This is a genomic window from Vreelandella sp. 162(4c) (assembly GCF_058152265.1).
The window spans coordinates 2,223,343-2,244,968 of record NZ_CM176981.1 but is presented as its reverse complement, the minus strand read 5'-3'; the positions used below and the strand labels follow the sequence as shown (position 1 = coordinate 2,244,968).

Sequence of the window (21,626 nt, the reverse complement as noted above, 5' to 3'; positions counted from 1 at the left end):
GCTTGCAGACTGGCAACTGACATAGTGCTGCTTAATCTCAATGACGGCGAGACTGTCAAAATAGCATCGCACTGATACAATGGATAAATGAACAGTGCTTTCGCGACACCTACTGCCTCCCTTGATGACCCCTTCTATTACTTAACGAACTTCCGCTTCGTTTTGGCCTGGGTGGGGGAGCGCCACGCTGATCTGCTCGCGGCAGACGAGCTCGCTTTTCTTGAACAGTTTGAGAGCTTACCGCAAGCCTCCCAAGCGCTGCTGGTGCGCATGGTGATGCGCAAGGGCGAGCTGTTTCGGCTCAGCAAATTAAGCTACGCCGAGGTTGGCGACAGTGCCAGCGCCATGGCGCCCTTGATGTCGCTAGGTTGGGTCGATAGTGAATCGGTGCTTAGCGTTGATGAGCTGTTTAACCAGCTACGCTTGGCCGAACTGCGCCTGGCGTTGGTAGCGGAGATACGCGCTGCCGGGCTGAGCGCCTCAAGCGCTAAAACCGTGCTCTACGACACGCTGGCGAGCCAACTCAATGAACCCAAGCGGTTATGCCAGTGGTGGCCCGAGGCAAACGATCCAGTTCTGCGGCTAACAGTCATGGAAACCTGCGACCGCCTGCGCCTGATGTTCTTTGGCAACCTGCGCCAGGACTGGGCCGAGTTCGTGTTAACCGAGCTTGGCCTCCAGCGTTTTGAAAGTGTGCCCTTCACGCCAGAGTCCCGCGCTTTCCAGTCGCGCCATGAAGTGGATACGTATTTAGCGCTCCATCGTCTGCGCCAACGTCTGGACGACGGCGAGCTGCCCGCCGATCTATTCCCTGAAATGCCACCGCCTGCGGATAACCGCTGGCTAGCCACACGGCGCGCGCGGTTACTGCTCCAGTTGGGCCGTGAGGCAGAGCGTAGCGGAGACGCAGCGCTAGCGCTGAGACTGTATCGCGAGTCCGCCAGTAGCGAAGCTCGCATTCGGCAGTTACGTGTGTTGGAGCGCCAAGGCGAACACACCGCGGCCTTTGAGCTGGCGACCCAAGCCCTTAATAGCAGCCCCAACGAAACCGAGCACCAGGCGCTGGCGCGGATTCTGCCCCGCTTACGGCGGCGGCTTAAATTGCCTGCTGAGCCGAGCGACCCCGAACCCACTCATGAGCGCTGGGACTTATCATTGCCTGGGCCGCAGTGGGTCGAACGCGCCGTGGTCGAGGCACTCAGCGAGCCTGGGACGCCGGTCTACTACGTGGAAAACGCGCTGCTGACCGGGCTGTTTGGTCTGCTCTGTTGGCCAGCGATTTTCGCCCCACTGCCAGGGGCCTTTTTCCATCCTTTCCACAATGGCCCGGCGGATTTATACCGCGACGATTTTGTGGCGCGGCGGCAAGACACCTTCGATGCCTGCCTGGCACACCTGAACGACGGCAGCTATCAAGAGGTGATTCGGACGACTTGGCGGGAGAAACACGGCCTGGCATCTCCCTTTGTGCACTGGGCGATTGTCGATGAACCGCTGGTTGAGCTGGCGTTGACGTGCATTCCCGCCGTGCACCTACGCCTGTGCTTTGAGCGGTTGCTGGGGGATCTGAAAGCCAACCGGGCCGGGCTACCGGATTTAATTCAATTTATGCCCGATGCGCCCGTTGGCGAGCCACGCTATCGGATGATTGAGGTCAAAGGCCCCGGCGATCGGCTGCAGGATAACCAGCGCCGCTGGCTTACGTTTTTTCACCGCCATGCCATGCCCGTGGCGGTGTGTTACGTGAGCTGGTCGACTGGCGACGAGCCTGAACCATGAGCGCGACCTATCGCGTGGCAGTGCGCGCGCTGTGCGACTTCACTGCTCGGCAGGGGGATCTCGATCACCGCTTTACCCCGGCGCCCAGTGCGCGCGAAGGGATGGAAGGGCATACGCTGGTGACCAGCCGCCGGGGAGAAGACTATCTCGCTGAACTGCCCCTGTCGGGGAAGTTTGAAGGGCTGATAGTTACCGGCCGCGCCGATGGTTTCGACCCCACGGCCAACCGCCTGGAGGAGATCAAAACCCACCGTGGCAGCCTGGAGCGCATGGCGGATAATCAGCGCGCCCTCCACTGGGCGCAGGTAAAAGTCTACGGCGCGCTGCTGTGTGCTGAGCGTGCGCTGGAACAGATTACCTTGACGTTGGTTTATCTGGATATTGCCAGCGGCAAAGAGACCCTGATCAGCCAGGAAGCCACTGCCGACGAACTCCAGGCGTTCTTTGCCGAGCAGTGCCAACGCTTCCTTGCTTGGGCAGAACAGGAGGCCGTTCACTGTCAGGATCGCGATAGTGGCCTGCAGACCCTGCGCTTTCCCCATGCTGCGTTTCGCCCCGGCCAGCGCGAACTCGCTGAAGATGTTTACAAAGCTGCCAGTACCGGGCGCTGCCTGCTCGCCCAGGCGCCCACCGGTATTGGTAAAACCATGGGCACGCTGTTTCCAATGCTTTCGGCCATGCCCCGCCAGCAGCTCGATCGGATCGCCTTTCTGACCATGAAAACCCCTGGCCGCCGTTTGGCGCTGGATGCCCTGGCTACACTGCGCACTAGTGATGAAACACTTCCTCTGCGGGTGCTGGAACTGGTGGCGCGTGAGAAGGCCTGCGAATACCCTGATCGCGCCTGCCACGGCGAGTCGTGCCCATTGGCCGCCGGCTTTTACGATCGCCTGCCTGCAGCACGCCAAGCGGCGGTGGATCAGGGATGGCTGGATCGCGACGCGCTGCGCGAAGTGGCGTTGGCCCACGATGTTTGCCCCTATTATCTCGGCCAGGAGCTGGCGCGCTGGGCGGATGTGATCGTCGGTGACGTCAATCACTGGTTCGATAGCCACGCCCTGCTGCACGGTTTGGCCCAGGCCAACGATTGGCGAACGGGCGTGCTGGTCGACGAAGCGCATAATCTGATTGAGCGCGCCCGCGGCATGTACAGCGCCGAGCTCGATCAGCAGCGTTTCAACCGGGTTCGCCGTGCTGCGCCCAAAGCGCTCTCCCGGCCCCTGGGTCGTTTGTCCCGCCAATGGCAAGCGGTGATTAAAGAAGCAGGGCTGGAAGAGGAGGGCGACCCCAGGAAACCGGCCTACCGGCTGCTTACGGCACTGCCCGATAAGCTAGTCATCGCTGCCCAACAGGTGGGCGCCGCCATCACCGACCACCTGGGTGAGCACCCCGAAGATGCCAGCCTGGAACTACAGGAATTGTTATTTGAAGCGCTGGCATTCTGCCGCCTGGCGGAGCGCTTTGGTGAGCACTCCCTGTGTGATCTTACCCGCTATGGGCGCGGTCGGGCGGTGTTGGGGTTACGCAATCTGATACCCGCCGATTTTTTGGCCGCACGGTTTAACGCGGCGCACTCAGTGGTGCTGTTTTCGGCGACGTTAAACCCTGCCCACTACTACCGGGACCTGCTGGGCTTGCCGGAAAACACGGTATGGCGGGAAGTGGCATCGCCCTTTACCGCGTGTCAGTTAGAGGTGCGTATACGCACGGATATCTCCACGCGTTTTCGGGATCGGGACGCCTCTATCGATCCTATCGTCGCGACCATGGCGCAGCAGTATCAGCGCAAATCAGGCCACTATTTAGCGTTCTTCAGCAGCTTTGCCTACCTGGAGGCAGCGCTGGCGCGGTTTCGCGAGGCGCACCCGGAAGTGCCCGTTTTCAGCCAAACCCGAGGGATGCCAGAAGCGCAGCGCGAGGAGTTTCTGGCGCGCTTTGCACCCGGCGGAGAAGGCATCGGCTTTGCGGTGTTGGGCGGTGCCTTTGCAGAAGGCATCGACCTGCCCGGCGACCGATTGATCGGAGCCTTTATCGCCACCTTGGGACTACCGCCGTTTAACGACTTTAACGAAGCGCTTAAAGCACGACTAACCGTCCGCTTCGGCCAAGGTGACGACTATACCTACCGCATTCCCGGCATGATCAAAGTGGTGCAGGCCGCAGGTCGCGTTATTCGCAGTCCAGAAGATCAAGGGGTTGTGGTATTAATGGATGATCGTTTTGCCCAGGCCAGCGTACGTGCGCTATTGCCACGCTGGTGGGGAGCTTAATAGGCCATCGCTTTTGCTGATGGAGAGCCTGGGTAACGAGCGAATCTGCAGCAAGCTATATTGGCAGCAGATACTGACTGTCCAGTTCTCATGTTGCCACTGCCAAGCGTGGGCACCCCCACCGGGAAGCAGTCGAGAAAGACGAGTGCCTAGTACATGATGGGGCGTTTTACCGCAGAGGCTATCAAGCTTGAACAACGCCTCGTGAAGTGTCCAGGCTCGATAGAACATGCTTAAAGGGGCAGTGGACGCCATTATCTCATGGCGCACATCGGCTTCAGGCAAGCACGCTACCAGTCCGCTTAACCGGTTTCTGTGTCGGGAACGCACTTGCTCGATATCAATGCCCACTGGCACCGTGGCGATCCCAGCGATAACGCGCAGGCCGCGATGGGAGAGGCACGCCCGCCAGGGGGAGGGAAGCGCGGGATGCCGCGGTGCGCCGCATCCTCTGGGCGTCCACTCATCCACTGGGCAGTGGAAACCGTGTGCTGCCGTGAGCTGCGAGAGCAGTTCTCTTCCCAGCCGTGATAGACAAGCCCCGCTGCTATCAGCGGGAGCTTGTACTAACAACATGTCGAGACGAGGCGTCATTATTAACGCAGGGTGACCACATCGCCGCGTAAGGCGACGCCTGCCATGATGGCCCCGGCATGGCACTCGTATTCAGTATTTGATGCCATCGGCTGACGGTCGTAAAAGCTTTCTATATTGACGACCGCATTGCCACCTTCGGCTTTGATACGATCTTGCAGGCTGATTAGCGCTGATAACATGACCCATTGACAGGCTTCTTCATCAGACTTATTGAAAGCATTGGTCTTTTTGCTGGTAACGAAGTTGCCATACTCGTTGGCGACCTCGCCGTGCGGGGTATCGGCAAAGAAAAAGCGGATGTTGGGATCGAGCCGTTCCCTGGCTGCAGGCGTATTCATGGCCTCTTCAATCGACAGCATGTGGGTGGTATCCCGTGCATAGCTAGTTGTGCTCAGCAGCAGAGCCCCCAGTAACATAGTGAATAAAATCAATCCTCTGGTCATTTAGCGTTCCTTTTCGCTGGGTTGTAAGCACCTGATACCAGGCACCTTGAGTGGCACGGTGTCGTGCCTTTAGAGCCAACGCCGGAAGATCAACGAAGTGTTGATACCGCCGAAGGCAAAATTATTGCTCATGACATAGTCGCAATCGATATGACGTCCTTGACCGCTTAGGTAGTCGAGTGCTACACAGGCGTCGTCGAGCTGGTCAAGGTTAGCAGTGCCATGGAACCACCCTTCACGCATCATCTCGATAGCGACCCAGGCCTCCAGTGCGCCACAGGCGCCCAGTGTGTGGCCGGTAAAGCTTTTGAAGGCACTAATCGGGAGTTTTGAGCCGAAAACGGCATGGGTGGCATGACTCTCGGCGATGTCCCCACGGTCGGTGGCAGTACCATGGGCACTGACGTAGCCGATCTGTTCTGGCTGCAAGCCAGCGTCATCGAGCGCCTGGCGAATAGCCTGCTCCATGATGCGGGCGTCGGGCTGAGTAACATGGCGGCCATCGCTGTTGGTGCCAAAGCCCACTAGCTCGGCGTAGATGTTGGCCCCCCGTGCCAGGGCGTGCTCAAGCTCTTCAAGGATCAAGGTGCCAGCACCTTCGCCGATCACCAGACCGTCGCGCTCGGTATCGAAGGGACGTGGGGAGGTGTGTGGCGCATCGTTGCGGGTGCTGGTGGCAAATAGTGTGTCGAAGACAGCTGCTTCAGAGGCCGATAGCTCTTCACAACCACCGGCAATCATCGCTGTCTGGCGCCCGAAGCGAATGGCTTCATAGGCGTAGCCGATGCCCTGGCTACCCGATGTGCAGGCACTCGAGGTGGTATAGATGCGTCCGCGCACACCGAGGAACACACCAATGTTGACCGGCGCGGTATGGGCCATCATGCGGATATAGGAGTTCGCATTAAGCCCATCGGTCGACTTGTTGATTAACATGTTGCCGAAGTCGGCGACGGCGTCGGGCTCTCCCGCTGACGCGCCATAGGCGATCCCCATTTGGCCACTCCCTAAGAGCGTCGAGTCAAGTAGCCCTGCATCCTCTAGTGCCAGTTCGCTGGCACGGGTCGCCATTTGTGCTCCCCGGCCCATGCTGCGCAGTGCACGGCGATGGTAATGCCCGGGTAGTGTGAAGTCGTTGACGGGAGCGCCGAGCCGAGTGTTGAGACCTTCGTAGCTATCCCAGTCATCCATATAGCGAATACCATTTTGTAGTCGCTCGAGGCGTGCACGCATACTTGGCCAGTCATTACCGATCGGTGAGAAACCGGCCATCCCTGTAACCACCACTCTGCGACCGAGCCCATCCTGGCGTAATGTGTTGTTTGGCATCAGCACATTCCTCCATTGACGGCGAAAACCTGCCGCGTGATATAGCCTGCATCGTGCGAGCACAGGAAGCCCACCGTGGCCGCCACTTCTTCACAGGTTCCGGTGCGGCGCATGGGAATCAGCTTGAGTGCTTCTTCATTTACCAATTCATCTGTCATGTCGGTATCGATCAGCCCTGGGGCGACGCAATTGACCGTAATTCGCCGTTTGGCCAGTTCCACCGCCAACGCCTTCATCGCACCGATCAGTCCGGCCTTGGAAGCGCTGTAATTGACTTGGCCACGATTGCCCATCATTCCCGAAACGGAAGACATCACGACGATACGGCCGGGTGCCCGGCGGCGAACCATCGGCATGACCAAGGGTTTAACGACGTTGTAGAAGCCATCGAGATTGGTGTGAATGACGCTATCCCAGTCTTCATCGGAGAGAGCGGGGAAGGCGCCATCGGCGGTAATGCCAGCGTTGCAGACCACTCCATAATAGGCACCATGTGCTTCAATGTCGGTCTCTATGGCATGCCGTGCGGCGGCACGGTCAGCGACATCAAAACATAGCACGCGGGCACTGCGCCCCAGTGCGCGTATATCGTTGGCGACCGCTTCGGCGTCTGCCTGGCGTTGACGGCAGTGCAGCACGATATCAAAGCCATCCCGCGCCAGGCGCAGGGCAATGGCGCTGCCGATGCCGCGGCTTGATCCGGTGACCAGGATGGTATTCGTCATAAGGTGCTCCCTTGTTGAATAACGTCCAGCGCTTGCCGCGTTTCGGGCTGAAAGACGTTGAGTGTAGCGTTGGCGATAGGCTGATTATTAGCGTCAAACAAACGCCCATGAAAAGCGCCCAGGCCATTGTCAGCACGAAAATTGAGTTCAACTTCAATACGTATCGGCTGGTCGAAACTGAAAAACGGTGCCTGGCATTGATAGCGACGAGTGCCGAGCAAAAAGCCGATTTTCGGTTTGTCGCCACCCGCCACGGCCTGAATGCCAGCCCAGGCGGCAACCGCCTGGGCAAGCCACTCCAGTCCTACCCAGCCAGGTATGCCATCGTGGGTGGCAAACAGGTCATCGCGTTGAGGCGTTACGCTGGCATGCAGGTGTTCTTCGCCCACCGCGAGTAGCGTATCCAGTAGGCACATGCCATAACGATGCGGTACGTAAGGGGCGATATCGCAAGGCAAATCAGGTAAGCAGGAGAAGGGTGAATCATTCATTAAAACGTTCCAACAGCAAGGCGATGTTGTTACCACCAAAAGCAAAGGCGTTGCTGATAGCCCGATGGCAGTCGTGTTGGGTTGCCGTGGCGTAATTCAGCGATGGTAGTTGCGGGTCGATCTCACCATCGTGAACCTGGGGTGGAAGACGATCGGCGTTGAGCGTTAACCAGCAGAACGCTGCTTCCAATGCACCGCAGGCACCTAAGGTATGTCCCGTCAACGCCTTTGTTGAGCTACATGGCAGCTTATCGCCGAAGATATGCGCGACCGCAATGGCTTCCATGCTGTCGTTCTGGCGTGTCGCAGTGCCATGTAGGTTGAGGTAATCAATGGCCGTGGCGGGTAGTTGAGCCATCTTCAAGGCGGCTTGAATGGCGCGAATAGCGCCCTGGCCGTCGGGCCGTGGCGCTGAAATATGGTGGGCGTCACTGCTCTCGCCGTAACCACTGAGCTGAATACCGCCGGTTTCGGCGGTGACCAGAAACAGCGCTGCTGCTTCTCCGAGGTTGATGCCATCACGGTTGGCTGAGAAGGGCTGGGAGGGGTGATCGCTGAGCGCCTCAAGAGAGGCGAAGCCATTGACTGTCAAGCCACAAAGGCTATCGGCGCCACCAGCGATAACTGCGTCGCAGATACCGCTCGTCAGCAAGCGTTTGGCACTGGCGAGAGACCGGGCGCTGGAGGTGCAGGCAGTGGACAGTGTGTAGGCTGGCCCCTCAAGGCCTAGCCGCTCGGCGATGAACTTGGCCGGCGAGCCGATTTCATGGCGTTGATAATGGAAATCGCTAGGCCACTTGCCTTCTTTCATTCGCTCTCCCACAGCCATTTCGGTTTCACCGATTCCCGAGGTGCTGGTACCGAGCACCACGCCGATACGCGCTTGGGGGCTGCGTTTGCGAAAGGCGTCGAGTGTCGGTGCCAGCCGCTCTAGTGCAGCGGCCAGCAGTTGGTTGTTGCGCGAGCGGTGCTCCGGTGGTAAATCGCGGGCATCGGGTAATGCAGTGGTTACCCGTCCTAGTGGCAAGGAGCGGCCTGGTGTAAACACGTCGTCATACACCAGCCCACGCCGACCGTTGAACAGGGCGTCGGTGATTGCCGCTAAGTCGTCGCCAATCGAGCAGACCAGTGCTGGCGGCAGCAGGCGGCAGGGTTGCGCCTGAAAGGAAGTCACTGGGCTGAGCATGTGGCTGCCGTCCGGTCGGTGTCATCAAGTCGTGCAATATACAATCGGTAATTAGCCTCAATGTCTTCTATTACCCGACATGAGGCGTCACCACTGATACGAGCGATGACGCGCTGATGGTAGCGAATGGTACGACCCTTTTGATCCTCTTCCAGCGACCAGGCACTGGTGTGGAAGGCTTGGGAAATAGCTGTTGAGGGCCATAGGCTCCAGCTCAAGCGACTGGCGAGCCATTCGGCCGAAAAGGGTGGCTCGAACGAGGCATCGTGAAGAAAGCGGCTCCCATCGTCATCATGTACCAAGGTCAGCAAGCGCTGGCCTTGTGGGCTGAGTATGGCCAGACGCAACGACATGTCATCGTGGCGCAGCACTCCGATCATTTCATGCCGTTGGTCGTGATGGTAAAACGTCAGGCGTTGCATCTGCGTCTCTATCTCCGGCAACGTTGATAGCCCCGGAAGCGTAGCGACCGGCCGTCCGGCGCAGCCGGCCAGTAGTGTTATAGCGATGATCAGCCATGCCTGACGCACGAAAGGGGGTAACTTCATGGCCATCAACCCTCACCCGTGGCATGGCTCGAAATGTCGCTACAGGCCTCAGCTAAGCTGTGAAGGCGACGGCGACTGGCGGCGACAAATGGGTTCTCTTCATCCCAGGCATAGCCGGCGAGTACCGAACTGATCATTTCGCGTATGCGTGGTATCTGTTGATCGTTAAAGATAATGCGTGGCAGGCGACCATCGTACCAAGCGTCGACAAACTCGCGGAAGGTGGCGATGCCACGGCGTAGTGGTTGTTCAAACTGGCTATCCCAATCGATTTTTTCGCCAGCGAGCTGCCGCTCGACCAGGGGAGCGGCACGCAGGGCTGAGTCCAAGGCAATGGTTACCCCCGAGGAAAACACCGGATCAAGGAATTCGCCCGCATTACCCAAGAGAGCAAAACCGGGGCCGTGCAGTTGCTCGACATCAGCGGAATAACCTTCCAGGCGGCCGATATCGCGTATGGCTTTAGCATTGGCCAACAGTTTGTTGAGCCTGGGCTCGGCATGGAGAAAATGCCATAGGCGCTCGTTGTCGTCGACACCGGCGGCTTCCAGCGTTGCTCGGTCGCCCACCACACCGACCGACGCACGCCCTTGGCTGAAAGGAATCAGCCAGTACCAGATGCCCGAATGTTCAGGGTGCAAACCGATCAGAATCTTGTCTCGATCATAGTGCGAACAATCGATACGGTCCTCAATGTGGGTAAACAGCGCACAGCGTGATTCGAGGGTCGAAGGCCGAGCAAGACCGGTGAGACGTGCTAAAACACGCCCATAGCCGCTGGCATCAAGTACGAAGCGGGCTTGTAGCGAGCGTTGCTCGCCATTGGCATCAACCAGTGTAAGGCTGGGTCGATCGTGGTCGGCAACGAAGGCCTCGACTTGTGTTTCAAACTCGACGCTAGCACCTGCTTGACGCGCGCCGTCGATCAGGCGCTGATCGAAATCAGCACGTTCGACCTGCCAGGTGGTGCCGGGGCCAGGGCTGAACTTGTCACGAAAATCGATGGCGGCATAGCGGTCTCTCCAGGTAAAGGCAGCGCCATTCTTAAACTGAAAGTCACCTGTCTGAACGGCGTCGAGCAGGCCGCAAGCCTCAAGATGTACCATGCATTGTGGCAGCAGACTCTCGCCGATGGAAAAGCGCGGAAAGCGCTGGCGCTCGATAACCCGCACATTGATGCCTCGCCGGGCGAGCCAAGCGGCCGCAGCGGCGCCGGAGGGGCCTGCGCCGATGATGGCGACATCGGTAGTGTCATGCGTCTTCATTTGTTTTGCGGCTCCTGTCGCCATCATGGTGGATTGTAGTGGGAAGAATTGCAGTGGGAAGAATTGTGCCGGGTGTTCGCCCTGGCGAAAGGCACCAGGGCCCACGCCGACGCAAGCCCAACGAGGCAGGTGAGCCCCAGGTAATGCAGTGCCGGAGTAGCGCTGAACGACAATAGGCCGAAGGCCAATAGGCTCGACGCACAGGATAGGCTGATGGCCAGCCAAGCCGCAGGGCTATCTGGGTGTTCCGTGCTAAATATGCCAGCGTCGAGGCCGATACCCAGTACCAGCAGCAGGCCCAGAAGATGGAATAGCGTCAGGCCGATATTGAGCGCGCTGAACAGTGCCAGGGTCGCTAACAGCGCACCCAGCGGGGGCAGCAATACGCGCCAAGCCTGCCCACGATAGCGCCAGCCAAATACCACCGCTAATCCTGCGACGGCGACAGCCAGCCATAGGGCGATCTGATCGCGTAGCCGTGACAAATGGTCGGATAACGTGACCACCCGATCCTGGTAGAGCACATATGCCGGTGCCGCAAGACGCATGAGCGCTTTCTGGGCCATGTTGTCGGCATCGCCCAATACCACCAGCGCCGCCATGTCAGAACGTTGGTCAGTGGCGACGTCGCCTAACCAGAGCGTGCTATCGGCACTTCCTACGGGGGTTGTAAGCCATGTTTCGATGGTCAATAGCGGCACCGCTCGCAACGGCTGTTGTGCGGCTTCCAGTAAGTCCAGGGGAAGACCAGCTTTGGCGATCAGCTCGGGCAGGGCGTTGTCATAGGCTTGGCGCACTCGCTCCAGGTTGGCTTGCTGGGCCGAAGGGGAGGGTACCGCTCGGGCAAGATGACGGTACTGGCTCAAGTGCCCTTGGGTCTTCAGCTCTGCCAGCGTAGCCTCCAAGGCTTCCAGCCGTTCCAATAGCTCGGCTTCATGCTTGGCGGTGACGATCAGGTAACGACTGCCCGTGGGACTTGCCAATAGGCCCTGTACACGTTGCTGCTCAGCAATCAGCGCGGTGGGCGAAGGGTTGAGCTGACGCAGGTCGTCATTGGTTGTCAGCCGTGTGGCGACGATGACCACCGCCAGGATGCCAAGCAGGGCCAGCAGCCCCCAACGCAAGGGCGCTCGGGGTGGTAGCCGCAGGTGATCCAGCCGGGCTGCAATGCGTGCCGTCGCGGCATGGGGACGAGGAGTGAACCACGGTAGCCAAAGGCGCACGGTCAACCAGGCGCCGACCAAGCCCAGCGCCGCGAAAGTCGCCATTTGGCGTAGCCCCGGCAGTGGGGTCGCAAGTTGGACAAGATAGGCGACCAGGCTGGATATCAGGCCTAGCAACAGCCCTGGCCAAAGCCGTGCCAGTGGTTGTTCGGGCGCTAATTGGCGGGCGCACTGGAAATGCAGGGCGTAATCTATCGCGATACCGATCAAGCTGGCGCCGAATGCCAGCGTCAGCAGGTTGAGCGTACCAAACAGCACCCAGGTCAGTGGCAGCGCAAACAGCATGCCACAAGCGACCGGCAGCCATAAACTGGCCAGCATCGAACCACGCCGAAACGTGACCCATAGTAGTAAGCCGATACCCAGCAGCGAGCCCAGGCCGATAGTGGAGATTTCTCGCTTGGCCTGATCGGCGCCGGCAGCAGCATGAAATACCAGACCACTGCGTAATAGCTCGGCCTGGGGATGACCCTCGCCGAAGCGCGACAGCGCTGCCATAAGGCGTTGCTGCATGGCCATGTCGTAGGGGCTGGCTGATAGCTGGCCGCTGACGACGAACCAGTGCTTGTCGCCGTCGCTGACGGCCGGCAGGCCGTCGATCAATCGTATGGGGCCAGCAAGCCGTTGGTTCAGCCAGGCATCCAGTAGACCGAAGGGATCGCGGCGAGGATCCGCTTCGCTTCCCGGCGTAAACAGTTGCCTTAGGCCGCGCTGTACCCAGGCCCCATCACTGGCATCCGCCAGTGATGGGGTCAGCAGACGATAACGGTACGCCGCCAAGTCGCTGCTGGGGCGCTGCAAGCTGTCATCGTCGAAAGCCTTGACGCTTGCCGAATCTGTTAGCCGGGTTTTGAGTTCGGCGACCAGCCTGGCTGGGGACTCACCCCGAACCAGCAGCACGAAGCGGTCCTCAAAGGTTTGGGTTAAGCGCTGTTCGGCTTGCTCAAGCAAAGCCCCCTGGTGGGTTTCCGGCAATAGTGCAGTGATGCGCGTATCCAGTGGTGCCCCTCTGCCTAGCAAACCCGCCAGCAGAATGGCGCAGCCCAGCAACAGCCCGGCCCAACCGATAGCGGCTAGACGTTCTATTCTGCTCGGGTGCGTTGCCTTGCTCACAGTGAACGGTCACCCTCTTCGAGGCTGGCGCAATCCACTGCTGCCAGAGTCAGGTTGAGGCGGTCATCGTTGGTGAACATCAGCTCGACGTGCTCCACTTGCTGGTTGCCTTGAACGAGCAGTTGCGAAAGCCGTTCGGCGATGTGTACTTCACTGGGCGTCAGTTTGGCTTGCCAGTCGTCCAGCGCACCGCTGAGCTCGATGGTGAAGTGTGATTCCAGGCGCTGCCAGTTGCCTGACAGAAGACCACCAAGCACCGGTGCGACCACTTGAAACCCCATGGGCAGTTCGTCGTTGTCCTCGCTCATAACCACACGATCTCGCACGGGGGATGTCGTCTGCCAAACCAGGCCGTTTGCTTGCTGTTCAAAGTACCCACGGCTATCCAGCTGGGCATCAAGATCGGCCAGCCAGCGCGACTGATCGAAGCGGCCGCACTGCGGGGCGTGGGCAGCTAGACGTTCGGCGAGGGCGTCACCATCAAGGCCATCACCATTGAGGGCCGCCCACGTAGCGGGACTGACCATCAGGCTAAGGGCGACATAAACAGCGACATAAACAGCTACATAAACAATCGAGTGGCGAATAGGGCGTGTCACTGATTAGCCTCCTGCCAGGCGAGAAGACGTTCGACCAGAACGGGCGGCGACTCCAGGCGCATTTCGCGATCCTCAATCCCGACAGCGACCTGTACGCTCCAGGCTCGCGTCAGGCGTTTGCGCGTCTGTGCATCGCGGATGGTGTAGTCGATCTTGAGGCGATTCTCCCATTCGCTAAGGCGCGCTTCGATGGCGATACGCTGGGCGAATAGCGCCGGAGCGGCGTAGCGTAGGCGTAGATCAATGACCGGCCAGGCGTACCCCGAGTCCTGCATTTGCGGGTAGTTGTAGTCAATGGCATCAAGCAGTTCGCAGCGGGCTATTTCCAGATAGCGCACATAGTGGCCATGCCAAGCCACCTGCATCATGTCGATATCATGGAAGGGGATTGTTAGCTCGGTCTCGCAACTGGGTAATGGGCGGTCGTTAGGCGTCATATAGGCTCCAGTGACGTTGGCGAATCAGGTCACAGAGTGTGCGCAGTTCGTGCTCCAGTGCGCGGTCCTCGCCGAGAGCGGGAAAGGTCTGCCGACAGTCATCGAGAAATCCTGCCAGGCGCTTGGGTAGTGGAGGGGCATCGGCGAGTTGACCGCGCAGTTCGACGGCCTGGCAGGCAGCATGCAGGGTAGCGGCAGTCACCTGTTCGACCAGTGTTAGCACACGCAGTGCATCACGCGCGGCGATGGTGCCCATGCTGACCTTGTCCTGGTTGTGGCATTCAGTGGAGCGCGAGAACACGCTGGCCGGCATGGTCAACTTTAGTGCCTCTGCGGTCCATGCCGAGGCGCCGATCTGTACGGCCTTGTAGCCATGGTTGAGGCTGGCCCGCGCGGGTGTGGCACCACTCAGGTTGCTGGGCAGGCCGTGATTGAAGCGAGCGTCGACCAGCAGCGCCAGTTGGCGATCGAGCAGATCAGCCAAGTTGGCACAGGCTTGCTTGAGGCTATCCATCACGAAAGCGACATGCCCACCGTAGAAGTGGCCGCCGTGCATCACTTTGCCTTGTTCGGCGTCGATTAACGGGTTGTCATTGGCGCTGTTGAGTTCGTTCTCAAGAAACTGGCGCCACCAAGGTAAGGCATCCTCCACCACGCCGATTACGTGCGGGGCGCAGCGGGTTGAGTATCGATCCTGGAGGCGAGGCGAGTTGCGCGGTGTTTTGGCTGCGTGAAGATCTTCGCGTAGTCGCGCGGCGACTTTATTTTGTCCCGGGTGGGGTTTGGCGGCGAACAGTTCAGCATCGAAGTGATAGGGATTACCGTCCAGTGCATGTACGGATAGGGCTGTAATACGGGTGGCCAGCTGCGCTAAATAGACAGTGCGGGCGAAGGCGAACACACTCAGTGCCGTCATTACAGCGGTGCCGTTCATTAATGCCAAGCCTTCCTTAGGCTTTAGGCGATAGGGTACGAGGCCGTGCTCGGCGAAGATCTCGGCGGTGGGACGCCGCTGGCCGCCATAAAACACGTCGCGCTCACCGCATAGGACAGCAGCTAAATAAGACAGTGGCGTCAGATCGCCGCTGGCTCCGACGGATCCTTCCTCAGGAATAACCGGGATCACATCATGCTCTAGCAACCAGGTTAGGCGTTCGAGGAGCTCGACACTGACCCCCGAAACGCCGCGGCATAGCGAGACTAGGCGTACCATGATCACTGCTCGTGCGGCTTCCACCGACAACGCCTCGCCCAAGCCACAGCCGTGGAAGGTATATAGCTGGCGCGGTAGTTGTTCCAGATCGGACGCGGAGACCTCACGGGTGCAGGAATCGCCATAGCCGGTGGTGACGCCGTAGATGACTCCCTCTTCCTCGAGTAGGCGTTCAAGGAAGGCGTTGCCGCGTGCAATGCGTTCACGGAAGTCCGGGGCCGTTGATAGGGTGACGCGACGGCGACCTTCAGCGACGGCCAGTACTTCCTCGAGGCTGACAATCGAACCATCCAGGATGAGAGGTTCGCTGGTGATAGAACCCGCCACCGGGTCACGGAGTATCGTCATGAAGGTATCCAGTGTCGTTGTTCCAGAACGGATAAAAATTGAACCATTGCAGAGGGTGTCGTCGAACACGCTCGGCTAGATGATTGGCATGGTTCTGCATGGCGTCGGCAATCCATGTTTCGCGCTGGCGGCGTGGCAGTTCCTGGGTATCGCCGAGGCATTCAAAGTCGATTCGAAAGTTAGCGCCATCGCGCACGCAGGCCAGCGCATATAGCGGGCAACGGAGCAGCGTGGCCAGGCGGAAAGGGCCCTCGGGGAATCTTGCTTGACCGCCGAGAAAATCAAGCGTCTGCGTGCGCTGCCCTGACAGAGGAAGGCGGTCAGCCGCGATGACCACATAGCCGCCGGCGTTAATGCGCTCTGCCAAGGTCTGGGCGGTGGCAGGGGTGACCTCGCTGACTTCGAGTACCTGGGGGCGGGCTTTACCCGTGACACGCTCAAGCAGTGCATTGAACTTGCGGGCATTGCGCGTATGCATCATCACCGTCAAATCGAGTTTCGCGTGTCTCTCAGCGAGGGCATTGACCACATCGAGATTGCCATGATGGGCGACCAGAATTAATCCACCCCGACCGCCGTCGATGGCGGCACTGAAGTGCTCAATCCCAGTACCGACCAAACGTTCGTCGGTGATATTTCCGCACCACGCCTCTACCTTGTCCATCAGGGCTTCGCCAAAGGCCAGGAAGTGGCGATAGCTGTGCCACCATCGGGCCAAAATGCGCTGCTCAAGCTGGGGGTAGAGGCGCTGCAGGAAGGCTTGTGACGAGCGCCTTGCCGTGGCATGTATCAGGAAATACCACAGCATGACTGGCCATAACGCCAGCCGAAAGGGCCAGCGCCCCAAATGGCGCTGTATCACCACCATCAGGAACATGCCCGCTACCGTGCCACGCTCGCCTATCCGCGCCCAATGATGGCTCATCGGCTCACCTCGTGTTGCCTTCGCCAGCGTCGCGCCAGCAAGCGCGGTAGGCGTAGCAGCATGCCAAAGAACAGGCGGGTGTGCATAAGAGAGATTTGGCGGTTGTCACGCCACACGGCGAAATGACTCACTCCGTCGCGCGGGTAGTGTACGCGTACCGGGCGATGCGCCATATCACCCCCCGCCCAATGCCAGCGCACTAACACTTCCGTATCAAAGGTCATGCGGTTGCCGCAGCTATACTGGGCCAGTAGTCGGTTGAGCGCCGCGACCGGATAAAGTCTGACGCCACACATCGAGTCGCGGATATCCAGCGACAAGGTGTTGATCCATACCCAGATATGGGTCGCATAACGGCCGTAAAAACGTACTCTTGGCACGCTGGCATCATAGCGGGGATAGCCAACCACCAGCGTATCGGGTGCCGTATCCAGTTCGGCGAGAAAAGCGGGCAGGTCATCGATGCCATGCTGGCCGTCGGCATCAACCTGAAGGGCATGGGTGTAACCCAGATGCTGGGCTTGCTTGAGCCCAGCACGTACCGCGGCCCCCTTGCCCTGGTTGATATCCAGGCGCAGCAGGTGATGGCCGTTTGCGGCCAGGCGGTCAAGCTCGCTCGCGCACTCATGGTCACTACCGTCATCCACCAGTAGCAGGGGTATCTCCAATACAGCGAGCTCATCGCATAGCGGGCTGATCGTCGCTGGGTGGTTATAAACGGGGATCAAGATGCAAGGATGTGGGTCAGCCATGTTTACCCCCGTGGCTGGCTTGCAGGCGAATTTGACCGGCGCAATGGCGACCTTCATGAGATTCGATGGTAAAGGCGATACCGTCGTCGCGGCGCGTCAACTGCAAAGTGAAGCGTGCGCCGGGTTGTAAAACCCGCTGAAATTTTAAGCGCTCGATGCCCTGAAATTCTCCCAGCTCAGCGAAGCAGTCGTTGGCGCACTCGATGGCCCACTGCACCATCACGACACCCGGCACCAACGGATATTCGTCGAAGTGTCCTTCGAGAAAAATCAATCGCTCCGGTACTTCCAGGGTCAATAGACAAGAGTCAGCACCTGGTCGCTGCTCACCCAGCCAGCGCGGTATCTTGTGGTTATCGAGATCGGCAAACAGGCGATTGATCAGAGCGCGATCCAGCTTGCCCTGGGCATTGCTCGGCAGTGCATCGACAAAGCGCCAGTAGCGAGGAATGGCGATGGGTTCAAGGTGGTGCGAGAGATGGGCTCGCATACGTTGCACCAAGTCATGACGAGTATCGTGCTGGTGCGGAATGAACGCATCGTAGAGGGCGACCACGACCCCCATTCGGCCATCGGTTCGACCGAGATCGACGCAGCGTGCCTCTATTACTTCTTCCGCTGCGGCGAGGACGCGTTCAACATGATTCAGCGAGACTCGTTTACCGGCAATTTTGACCAGACGATCAGCGCGCCCCAGCAACTCAAAGCCGCCTTCTGTCGGTACCACCCGGTCCGGCTGGTGCCACCAGCGTTGTGGCGTTTCCAGAAACGGCGACCGCAGGCGCAAGCAGTCGTCAAAAAATGCTAGCTCCACCCCTGGCAAGGCCTGCCAGACGGTACCCTGCGTTTGGCGCCGCTGGGCAATTCCGCCGCTCTCGGTGCTGCCATAGATCTCGATCACAGGCGCCTGGAGTAGACGCTCGGTGTGCTGGGCATGTTCCAACGCCAGGGGCGCGCCAGACGAGAACACGCGCGTGGGGCGGGGTGTCTCGCTCCACGGTAGGTGCTCCGGTAGGCGTGATAATTGGGCAGGGGAACTCACGATTACTGGCTTCAAGCCGGCCGCGCCGGCCTCTTGCAGGCGTGCGAAAAGGCCTTCCGGATAACGACACTCATCGCCACAGAAGGGGGTGCCGGTGCATAAGGGGTGCAATACCCCGGTGAGCAAGCCATAGATATGCTGATGGCTGACCTGAGAGATGACACCGCTATCAGCTAATGGCCATAGCTTGGCATGCGCCGTCAATTCCGCATCCAACTGGTTGAAACGCTTGGTCAGATGAACGGGCTCGCCGGTGGAGCCGGACGTGTACAGGACGACTGCCGTAGCCGTTGGGTCAAGTGCCTCGGGATGTGCGAATGGCGTAATGCTTTCAAGCTCACCGGGATCGTCGGGCAGCGTACCATCAACCTTTTCAAGGAGCAGGGCCAAGGTTTCTGGGCGATTGTCAGCGGGTAATACCGCGACCCGGTCACTTTCCCATAGTGCCGCCAAGGCTGCGCAGAACTCTAGAGGTTGCTGATGGCAGAGCAGCCAGTGGCCGCTGGGTTTGTCTGCTAACCAGAGGCGCCAGGCATTGATGCGCCGAGTGAGCGACGCTGGGGCGATCCAGTGATTCGGAAGTGCGTAATGGTTCGCAATCGTGTTACGCCAGGGCAACCGAGTAAGCGGGATGAAGGTCACGACAGACTCCTCCGCAGCCGGTGGCGTAGCAGCCATTCACCGACAAACATCAAGGCGATCAGCCCATAGCTGATGACGCCGTTGTATAACGACCAGGTGGCCAGGTCAGCGTACAGCGCCGTCCAGCCAGCGATGGCCCCGTTGAAGACAAAGAAGCCGCACCATGCCCAGGTGACGCGCCGGGTATAGCGCACTCCGGCGGGGGGCAGGTCAGGCTCGCGCAGGCGTGCTAAACGTTCCACGACCGGAATGCCCCGCCACAGGCTGGATAGAAAGATGGTCAGCATGATGGCATTGACGGCGACGGGATAGGCACGCATACCAAGCTCGGCGTGCCCCAGGCCGCCTAACGCTAGCAACACTATCGCCACCATGATGGCGAGGTAGCGAGCCTGGGGCATTCTCCAGGCGAGCAGTGCGGCACCGACGACTAAAAGTGGCCAGCTGCCTACGTGGTCGTGCAGGACGAATACCAATATCGGCCAGATCAACGCCAGTAACATGCTTGCTTGTTTCGGCATCTCTTATCGTTGCATCAATTGTTCGACGACATTGACGACATCATCGATGGTACGCACTGACTTAAAGTCATCGGGTTTGATACGTCGCCCCGTGAACTGCTTGAGTTCAACAACCAAATCCACCGCATCAATGCTGTCGATGTCGAGGTCTTCGTAGAGGCGCGCTTTGGGTTGAACGTCATCGGCACTGAGGTCAAATAACTCGACCAGTGTTTTGCGGATATGCGCCAGTATCTGTTCGTGGTTACTGTCAGCGGTTTCAATTGTCACGACGGGCCTCCACCAGTGCCTGTAGGCTTGCCAGGCTAGCAAAATGACGACGGGTTTCCTCGGCTTCGGAGTCCAGCTTGATGCCGTACTGCTTTTGAAGTGCCAAGCCGAGTTCGAGGGCATCAATGGAGTCGAGCCCGAGGCCTTCGCCAAATAAAGGGGCGTTAGAGTCGATATCGCTAGGATTGATATCTTCAAGCTCTAGCGTGTCAATGATCAGGCGCTTGAGCTCAAGCGTCAGATTGCAGGTTTCGCTCATGATGAAAGTGATCCAATTCCCGGTTGAAGTGATCGCTCAGCCGTTGTGTTAGTTGTCTAGCGAGCTGCCCGGTCGGCTGTTGGCTATCTGATGTAACGGGCAAATCGTCGAGTACGTGAAGCTCCATCCTGACTTTGGTGGCTGGGATGTGATACCAAGGTTCACCTTTGGTCAGTGTTGTTGGCGTGCAGCGTATCAGTACTGGTGTGATCGCTGTCTCTGTGCGTAATGCAATGTTTGCCCCACCGCGTCGGAATTTGATCGGACGTTGCGGGCTGGTACGGGTGCCTTCGGGAAACAGGATTAGCGAATTCCCTTTCCGTAGGCTCTCACGTGCTGCGTCGAGTACTGCTTCGGGGGTGTCGTTGGTGATATAACCTGCCGCATGAATTGGCCCCCGCGTAAAAAGGTTGCGAGCCAGCCGACCCTTAACAATGCAATTGGCATGGGGCGTATGAGCCAATAGGAAAACGACATCGATCAGTGACGGATGGTTGGCTATCACTAATAACCCAGGACGCATTAGCCGTTCCTTGTTGCCTAGGCGGTAATCGAGGACTCCAAGGCCCTGCATCATCTTGATAAAAGCTAAGAAGCAACACTGGATAAGGCGCCGTGCTAAATAATGGCGCCGCTCGGTGTCACGCACACAGAGGCTCAGCAACGGGGCAACCACTAAACCAATAAAAAGGCCACCGACTCCGAAGGCTGTGAAAGAAAGAGCGGTGCCCAATCCGCGGTACCATCTATGTATATTCATTCCTGCCTCAACTGCCAGCGACTCCTACCATCCAGGAAGGGAGCATCTCCATTAAGCCAGTTCATTACTGTGATAGGCGTTGGGTAAGCACAATGCGTTGGCTTTGTAGCTGTTAGTTGTCGTCCCTGGTTCAGCGTTAATCGCATGCCAACAACGCATGCCGTACCGGGATGCTCAGTACACCCTTGATAAGCAGAGGGCAAAGGGCTTTCTGAGAAAGCGGCAATAACGGCAGGATATCCTTCCATGAGATATCCGAATGACTCGTAAAGTAGCGCGTCAAACTCATCGCCACAGGCGCCTAGCGCCTGTAAAGGCCGGTGATGAGACTGAGAGATGGAGTGAACACCCAAAATTGCATTATGCACCGACATTGAAAAACGGGTTGGGGAGACAGGGTGGCCGCCTTGCAAGTTTTCAAGCATCGCCAACGTATCGGCAGTGCCCCCATGTCGTGAGGCATGCACTAAGGGCAAGCCGGCCTCTGGATCCAATTCTCGAAGGATGTCGCAGGTGGCACGGCCCGTGTCATCAAGACGCCGTCGCAGCATGGCCGGCATCCCTTTGCCCAACTGAGCCGAGATTCGCCAGCTTGGTTTGCTGGTGGTAATCGCCCCTTCAGGAAGCCAACCCCGCCAATCTTCGAGATATAGGGAAAAAGACACAGTTCTAACGACCCACCCAAAAAAGTCGGCCACTTTAACTTAATTGAGGGGGCTATGAAAGCAGACTTAGTTAGCATGATCAAAGTGGTGCAGGCCGCAGGTCGCGTTATTCGCAGTCCAGAAGATCAAGGGGTTGTGGTATTAATGGATGATCGTTTTGCCCAGGCCAGCGTACGTGCGCTATTGCCACGTTGGTGGACGCTGGGAGGTATCCACCCCTAACT

The 21,626-nt window shown here is 58.8% G+C and carries 22 protein-coding genes and 1 pseudogene; 3 read left to right on the top strand and 20 right to left on the bottom strand.

Going from position 1 to position 21,626, the window contains the following annotated elements; all coding sequences use genetic code 11:
• Positions 1-87: 87 nt before the first annotated feature.
• Positions 88-1,779 (top strand): VRR-NUC domain-containing protein, encoded by a 1,692-nt coding sequence (locus AC4EYZ_RS10235; RefSeq protein ID WP_474191675.1) that lies wholly within the window; start codon positions 88-90, stop codon positions 1,777-1,779.
• A complete protein-coding gene (locus tag AC4EYZ_RS10230; RefSeq protein WP_490204254.1) occupies positions 1,776-4,049 on the top strand; it encodes an ATP-dependent DNA helicase in 2,274 nt (757 codons plus the stop codon). The genes AC4EYZ_RS10235 and AC4EYZ_RS10230 overlap by 4 nt, the downstream gene beginning before the upstream one ends.
• Here the strand turns inward: AC4EYZ_RS10230 and AC4EYZ_RS10225 are convergent.
• The 20 genes from AC4EYZ_RS10225 to AC4EYZ_RS10130 form a co-directional block, all read right to left on the bottom strand.
• Positions 4,023-4,643 carry a 4'-phosphopantetheinyl transferase superfamily protein gene (locus tag AC4EYZ_RS10225; protein WP_141440139.1) on the bottom strand — a complete coding sequence of 207 codons (621 nt, stop codon included), beginning with the start codon at positions 4,641-4,643 and terminating at the stop codon, positions 4,023-4,025. The genes AC4EYZ_RS10230 and AC4EYZ_RS10225 overlap by 27 nt on opposite strands.
• Before the next feature lie 2 nt (positions 4,644-4,645).
• A complete protein-coding gene (locus AC4EYZ_RS10220; RefSeq protein WP_039859924.1) occupies positions 4,646-5,089 on the bottom strand; it encodes a hypothetical protein in 444 nt (147 codons plus the stop codon).
• A gap of 69 nt (positions 5,090-5,158) precedes the next feature.
• Positions 5,159-6,418, bottom strand: coding sequence for a beta-ketoacyl-ACP synthase (locus AC4EYZ_RS10215; protein ID WP_490204253.1), 1,260 nt, complete (start codon positions 6,416-6,418; stop codon positions 5,159-5,161).
• A complete protein-coding gene (fabG, locus tag AC4EYZ_RS10210; RefSeq protein ID WP_342584527.1) occupies positions 6,418-7,143 on the bottom strand; it encodes a 3-oxoacyl-ACP reductase FabG in 726 nt (241 codons plus the stop codon). The genes AC4EYZ_RS10215 and fabG overlap by 1 nt, the downstream gene beginning before the upstream one ends.
• Positions 7,140-7,634, bottom strand: coding sequence for a hotdog family protein (locus AC4EYZ_RS10205; protein ID WP_342584526.1), 495 nt, complete (start codon positions 7,632-7,634; stop codon positions 7,140-7,142). Before AC4EYZ_RS10205 ends, fabG begins: the two co-directional genes overlap by 4 nt.
• Positions 7,627-8,820 (bottom strand): beta-ketoacyl-ACP synthase, encoded by a 1,194-nt coding sequence (locus tag AC4EYZ_RS10200; protein WP_490204252.1) that lies wholly within the window; start codon positions 8,818-8,820, stop codon positions 7,627-7,629. The genes AC4EYZ_RS10205 and AC4EYZ_RS10200 overlap by 8 nt, the downstream gene beginning before the upstream one ends.
• Positions 8,805-9,368 carry a DUF3261 domain-containing protein gene (locus tag AC4EYZ_RS10195; protein WP_490204251.1) on the bottom strand — a complete coding sequence of 188 codons (564 nt, stop codon included), beginning with the start codon at positions 9,366-9,368 and terminating at the stop codon, positions 8,805-8,807. The genes AC4EYZ_RS10200 and AC4EYZ_RS10195 overlap by 16 nt, the downstream gene beginning before the upstream one ends.
• A 5-nt stretch (positions 9,369-9,373) precedes the next feature.
• Positions 9,374-10,633 (bottom strand): NAD(P)/FAD-dependent oxidoreductase, encoded by a 1,260-nt coding sequence (locus AC4EYZ_RS10190; RefSeq protein ID WP_342584524.1) that lies wholly within the window; start codon positions 10,631-10,633, stop codon positions 9,374-9,376.
• Positions 10,634-10,656: 23 nt separating this feature from the next.
• Positions 10,657-12,969, bottom strand: coding sequence for an MMPL family transporter (locus tag AC4EYZ_RS10185; protein WP_490204250.1), 2,313 nt, complete (start codon positions 12,967-12,969; stop codon positions 10,657-10,659).
• Entirely contained in the window at positions 12,966-13,568 is a 603-nt protein-coding gene (locus AC4EYZ_RS10180; RefSeq protein WP_490204249.1) for a LolA-related protein, read from the bottom strand. Before AC4EYZ_RS10180 ends, AC4EYZ_RS10185 begins: the two co-directional genes overlap by 4 nt.
• Entirely contained in the window at positions 13,565-14,005 is a 441-nt protein-coding gene (locus AC4EYZ_RS10175) for an acyl-CoA thioesterase (RefSeq protein WP_039859936.1), read from the bottom strand. The genes AC4EYZ_RS10180 and AC4EYZ_RS10175 overlap by 4 nt, the downstream gene beginning before the upstream one ends.
• Positions 13,995-15,566 carry an HAL/PAL/TAL family ammonia-lyase gene (locus AC4EYZ_RS10170; protein ID WP_342584521.1) on the bottom strand — a complete coding sequence of 524 codons (1,572 nt, stop codon included), beginning with the start codon at positions 15,564-15,566 and terminating at the stop codon, positions 13,995-13,997. The genes AC4EYZ_RS10175 and AC4EYZ_RS10170 overlap by 11 nt, the downstream gene beginning before the upstream one ends.
• A complete protein-coding gene (locus tag AC4EYZ_RS10165) occupies positions 15,550-16,491 on the bottom strand; it encodes a lysophospholipid acyltransferase family protein (protein ID WP_400672590.1) in 942 nt (313 codons plus the stop codon). Before AC4EYZ_RS10165 ends, AC4EYZ_RS10170 begins: the two co-directional genes overlap by 17 nt.
• On the bottom strand, positions 16,488-17,243 hold the full coding sequence (locus AC4EYZ_RS10160; RefSeq protein ID WP_039859942.1) for a glycosyltransferase family 2 protein: 756 nt from the start codon (positions 17,241-17,243) through the stop codon (positions 16,488-16,490). Before AC4EYZ_RS10160 ends, AC4EYZ_RS10165 begins: the two co-directional genes overlap by 4 nt.
• Positions 17,236-18,927, bottom strand: a complete 1,692-nt coding sequence (locus AC4EYZ_RS10155; RefSeq protein ID WP_490204248.1) for an ApeI family dehydratase — start codon at positions 18,925-18,927, stop codon at positions 17,236-17,238. The genes AC4EYZ_RS10160 and AC4EYZ_RS10155 overlap by 8 nt, the downstream gene beginning before the upstream one ends.
• A complete protein-coding gene (locus AC4EYZ_RS10150) occupies positions 18,924-19,448 on the bottom strand; it encodes a COG4648 family protein (protein WP_039859947.1) in 525 nt (174 codons plus the stop codon). Before AC4EYZ_RS10150 ends, AC4EYZ_RS10155 begins: the two co-directional genes overlap by 4 nt.
• A 3-nt stretch (positions 19,449-19,451) precedes the next feature.
• The gene (locus tag AC4EYZ_RS10145; RefSeq protein ID WP_085947160.1) at positions 19,452-19,718 is read right to left on the bottom strand and encodes an acyl carrier protein; all 267 of its coding nucleotides are present in this window, start codon (positions 19,716-19,718) and stop codon (positions 19,452-19,454) included.
• Positions 19,708-19,977, bottom strand: a complete 270-nt coding sequence (locus AC4EYZ_RS10140) for a phosphopantetheine-binding protein (protein ID WP_490204247.1) — start codon at positions 19,975-19,977, stop codon at positions 19,708-19,710. The genes AC4EYZ_RS10145 and AC4EYZ_RS10140 overlap by 11 nt, the downstream gene beginning before the upstream one ends.
• Positions 19,949-20,737 (bottom strand): lysophospholipid acyltransferase family protein, encoded by a 789-nt coding sequence (locus AC4EYZ_RS10135; protein WP_039859951.1) that lies wholly within the window; start codon positions 20,735-20,737, stop codon positions 19,949-19,951. Before AC4EYZ_RS10135 ends, AC4EYZ_RS10140 begins: the two co-directional genes overlap by 29 nt.
• On the bottom strand, positions 20,734-21,402 hold the full coding sequence (locus AC4EYZ_RS10130; RefSeq protein ID WP_201764700.1) for a beta-ketoacyl synthase chain length factor: 669 nt from the start codon (positions 21,400-21,402) through the stop codon (positions 20,734-20,736). Before AC4EYZ_RS10130 ends, AC4EYZ_RS10135 begins: the two co-directional genes overlap by 4 nt.
• Before the next feature lie 75 nt (positions 21,403-21,477).
• On the opposite strand from AC4EYZ_RS10130, the pseudogene AC4EYZ_RS10125 reads away from it, so the two are divergent.
• A pseudogene (locus tag AC4EYZ_RS10125) lies at positions 21,478-21,624 on the top strand (helicase C-terminal domain-containing protein); the annotation flags it as partial.
• Positions 21,625-21,626 lie beyond the last annotated feature (2 nt).

Bases quoted from the DNA above. Each gene is read 5' to 3' on its own strand.
- AC4EYZ_RS10235 (WP_474191675.1), top strand. From the start codon at position 88: ATGAACAGTGCTTTCGCGACACCTACTGCCTCCCTTGATGACCCCTTC.
- AC4EYZ_RS10230 (WP_490204254.1), top strand. From the start codon at position 1,776: ATGAGCGCGACCTATCGCGTGGCAGTGCGCGCGCTGTGCGACTTCACT.
- AC4EYZ_RS10225 (WP_141440139.1), bottom strand. From the start codon at position 4,643: ATGACGCCTCGTCTCGACATGTTGTTAGTACAAGCTCCCGCTGATAGC.
- AC4EYZ_RS10220 (WP_039859924.1), bottom strand. From the start codon at position 5,089: ATGACCAGAGGATTGATTTTATTCACTATGTTACTGGGGGCTCTGCTG.
- AC4EYZ_RS10215 (WP_490204253.1), bottom strand. From the start codon at position 6,418: ATGCCAAACAACACATTACGCCAGGATGGGCTCGGTCGCAGAGTGGTG.
- fabG (WP_342584527.1), bottom strand. From the start codon at position 7,143: ATGACGAATACCATCCTGGTCACCGGATCAAGCCGCGGCATCGGCAGC.
- AC4EYZ_RS10205 (WP_342584526.1), bottom strand. From the start codon at position 7,634: ATGAATGATTCACCCTTCTCCTGCTTACCTGATTTGCCTTGCGATATC.
- AC4EYZ_RS10200 (WP_490204252.1), bottom strand. From the start codon at position 8,820: ATGCTCAGCCCAGTGACTTCCTTTCAGGCGCAACCCTGCCGCCTGCTG.
- AC4EYZ_RS10195 (WP_490204251.1), bottom strand. From the start codon at position 9,368: ATGAAGTTACCCCCTTTCGTGCGTCAGGCATGGCTGATCATCGCTATA.
- AC4EYZ_RS10190 (WP_342584524.1), bottom strand. From the start codon at position 10,633: ATGAAGACGCATGACACTACCGATGTCGCCATCATCGGCGCAGGCCCC.
- AC4EYZ_RS10175 (WP_039859936.1), bottom strand. From the start codon at position 14,005: ATGACGCCTAACGACCGCCCATTACCCAGTTGCGAGACCGAGCTAACA.
- AC4EYZ_RS10170 (WP_342584521.1), bottom strand. From the start codon at position 15,566: ATGACGATACTCCGTGACCCGGTGGCGGGTTCTATCACCAGCGAACCT.
- AC4EYZ_RS10165 (WP_400672590.1), bottom strand. From the start codon at position 16,491: ATGAGCCATCATTGGGCGCGGATAGGCGAGCGTGGCACGGTAGCGGGC.
- AC4EYZ_RS10160 (WP_039859942.1), bottom strand. From the start codon at position 17,243: ATGGCTGACCCACATCCTTGCATCTTGATCCCCGTTTATAACCACCCA.
- AC4EYZ_RS10150 (WP_039859947.1), bottom strand. From the start codon at position 19,448: ATGCCGAAACAAGCAAGCATGTTACTGGCGTTGATCTGGCCGATATTG.
- AC4EYZ_RS10140 (WP_490204247.1), bottom strand. From the start codon at position 19,977: ATGAGCGAAACCTGCAATCTGACGCTTGAGCTCAAGCGCCTGATCATT.
- AC4EYZ_RS10135 (WP_039859951.1), bottom strand. From the start codon at position 20,737: ATGAATATACATAGATGGTACCGCGGATTGGGCACCGCTCTTTCTTTC.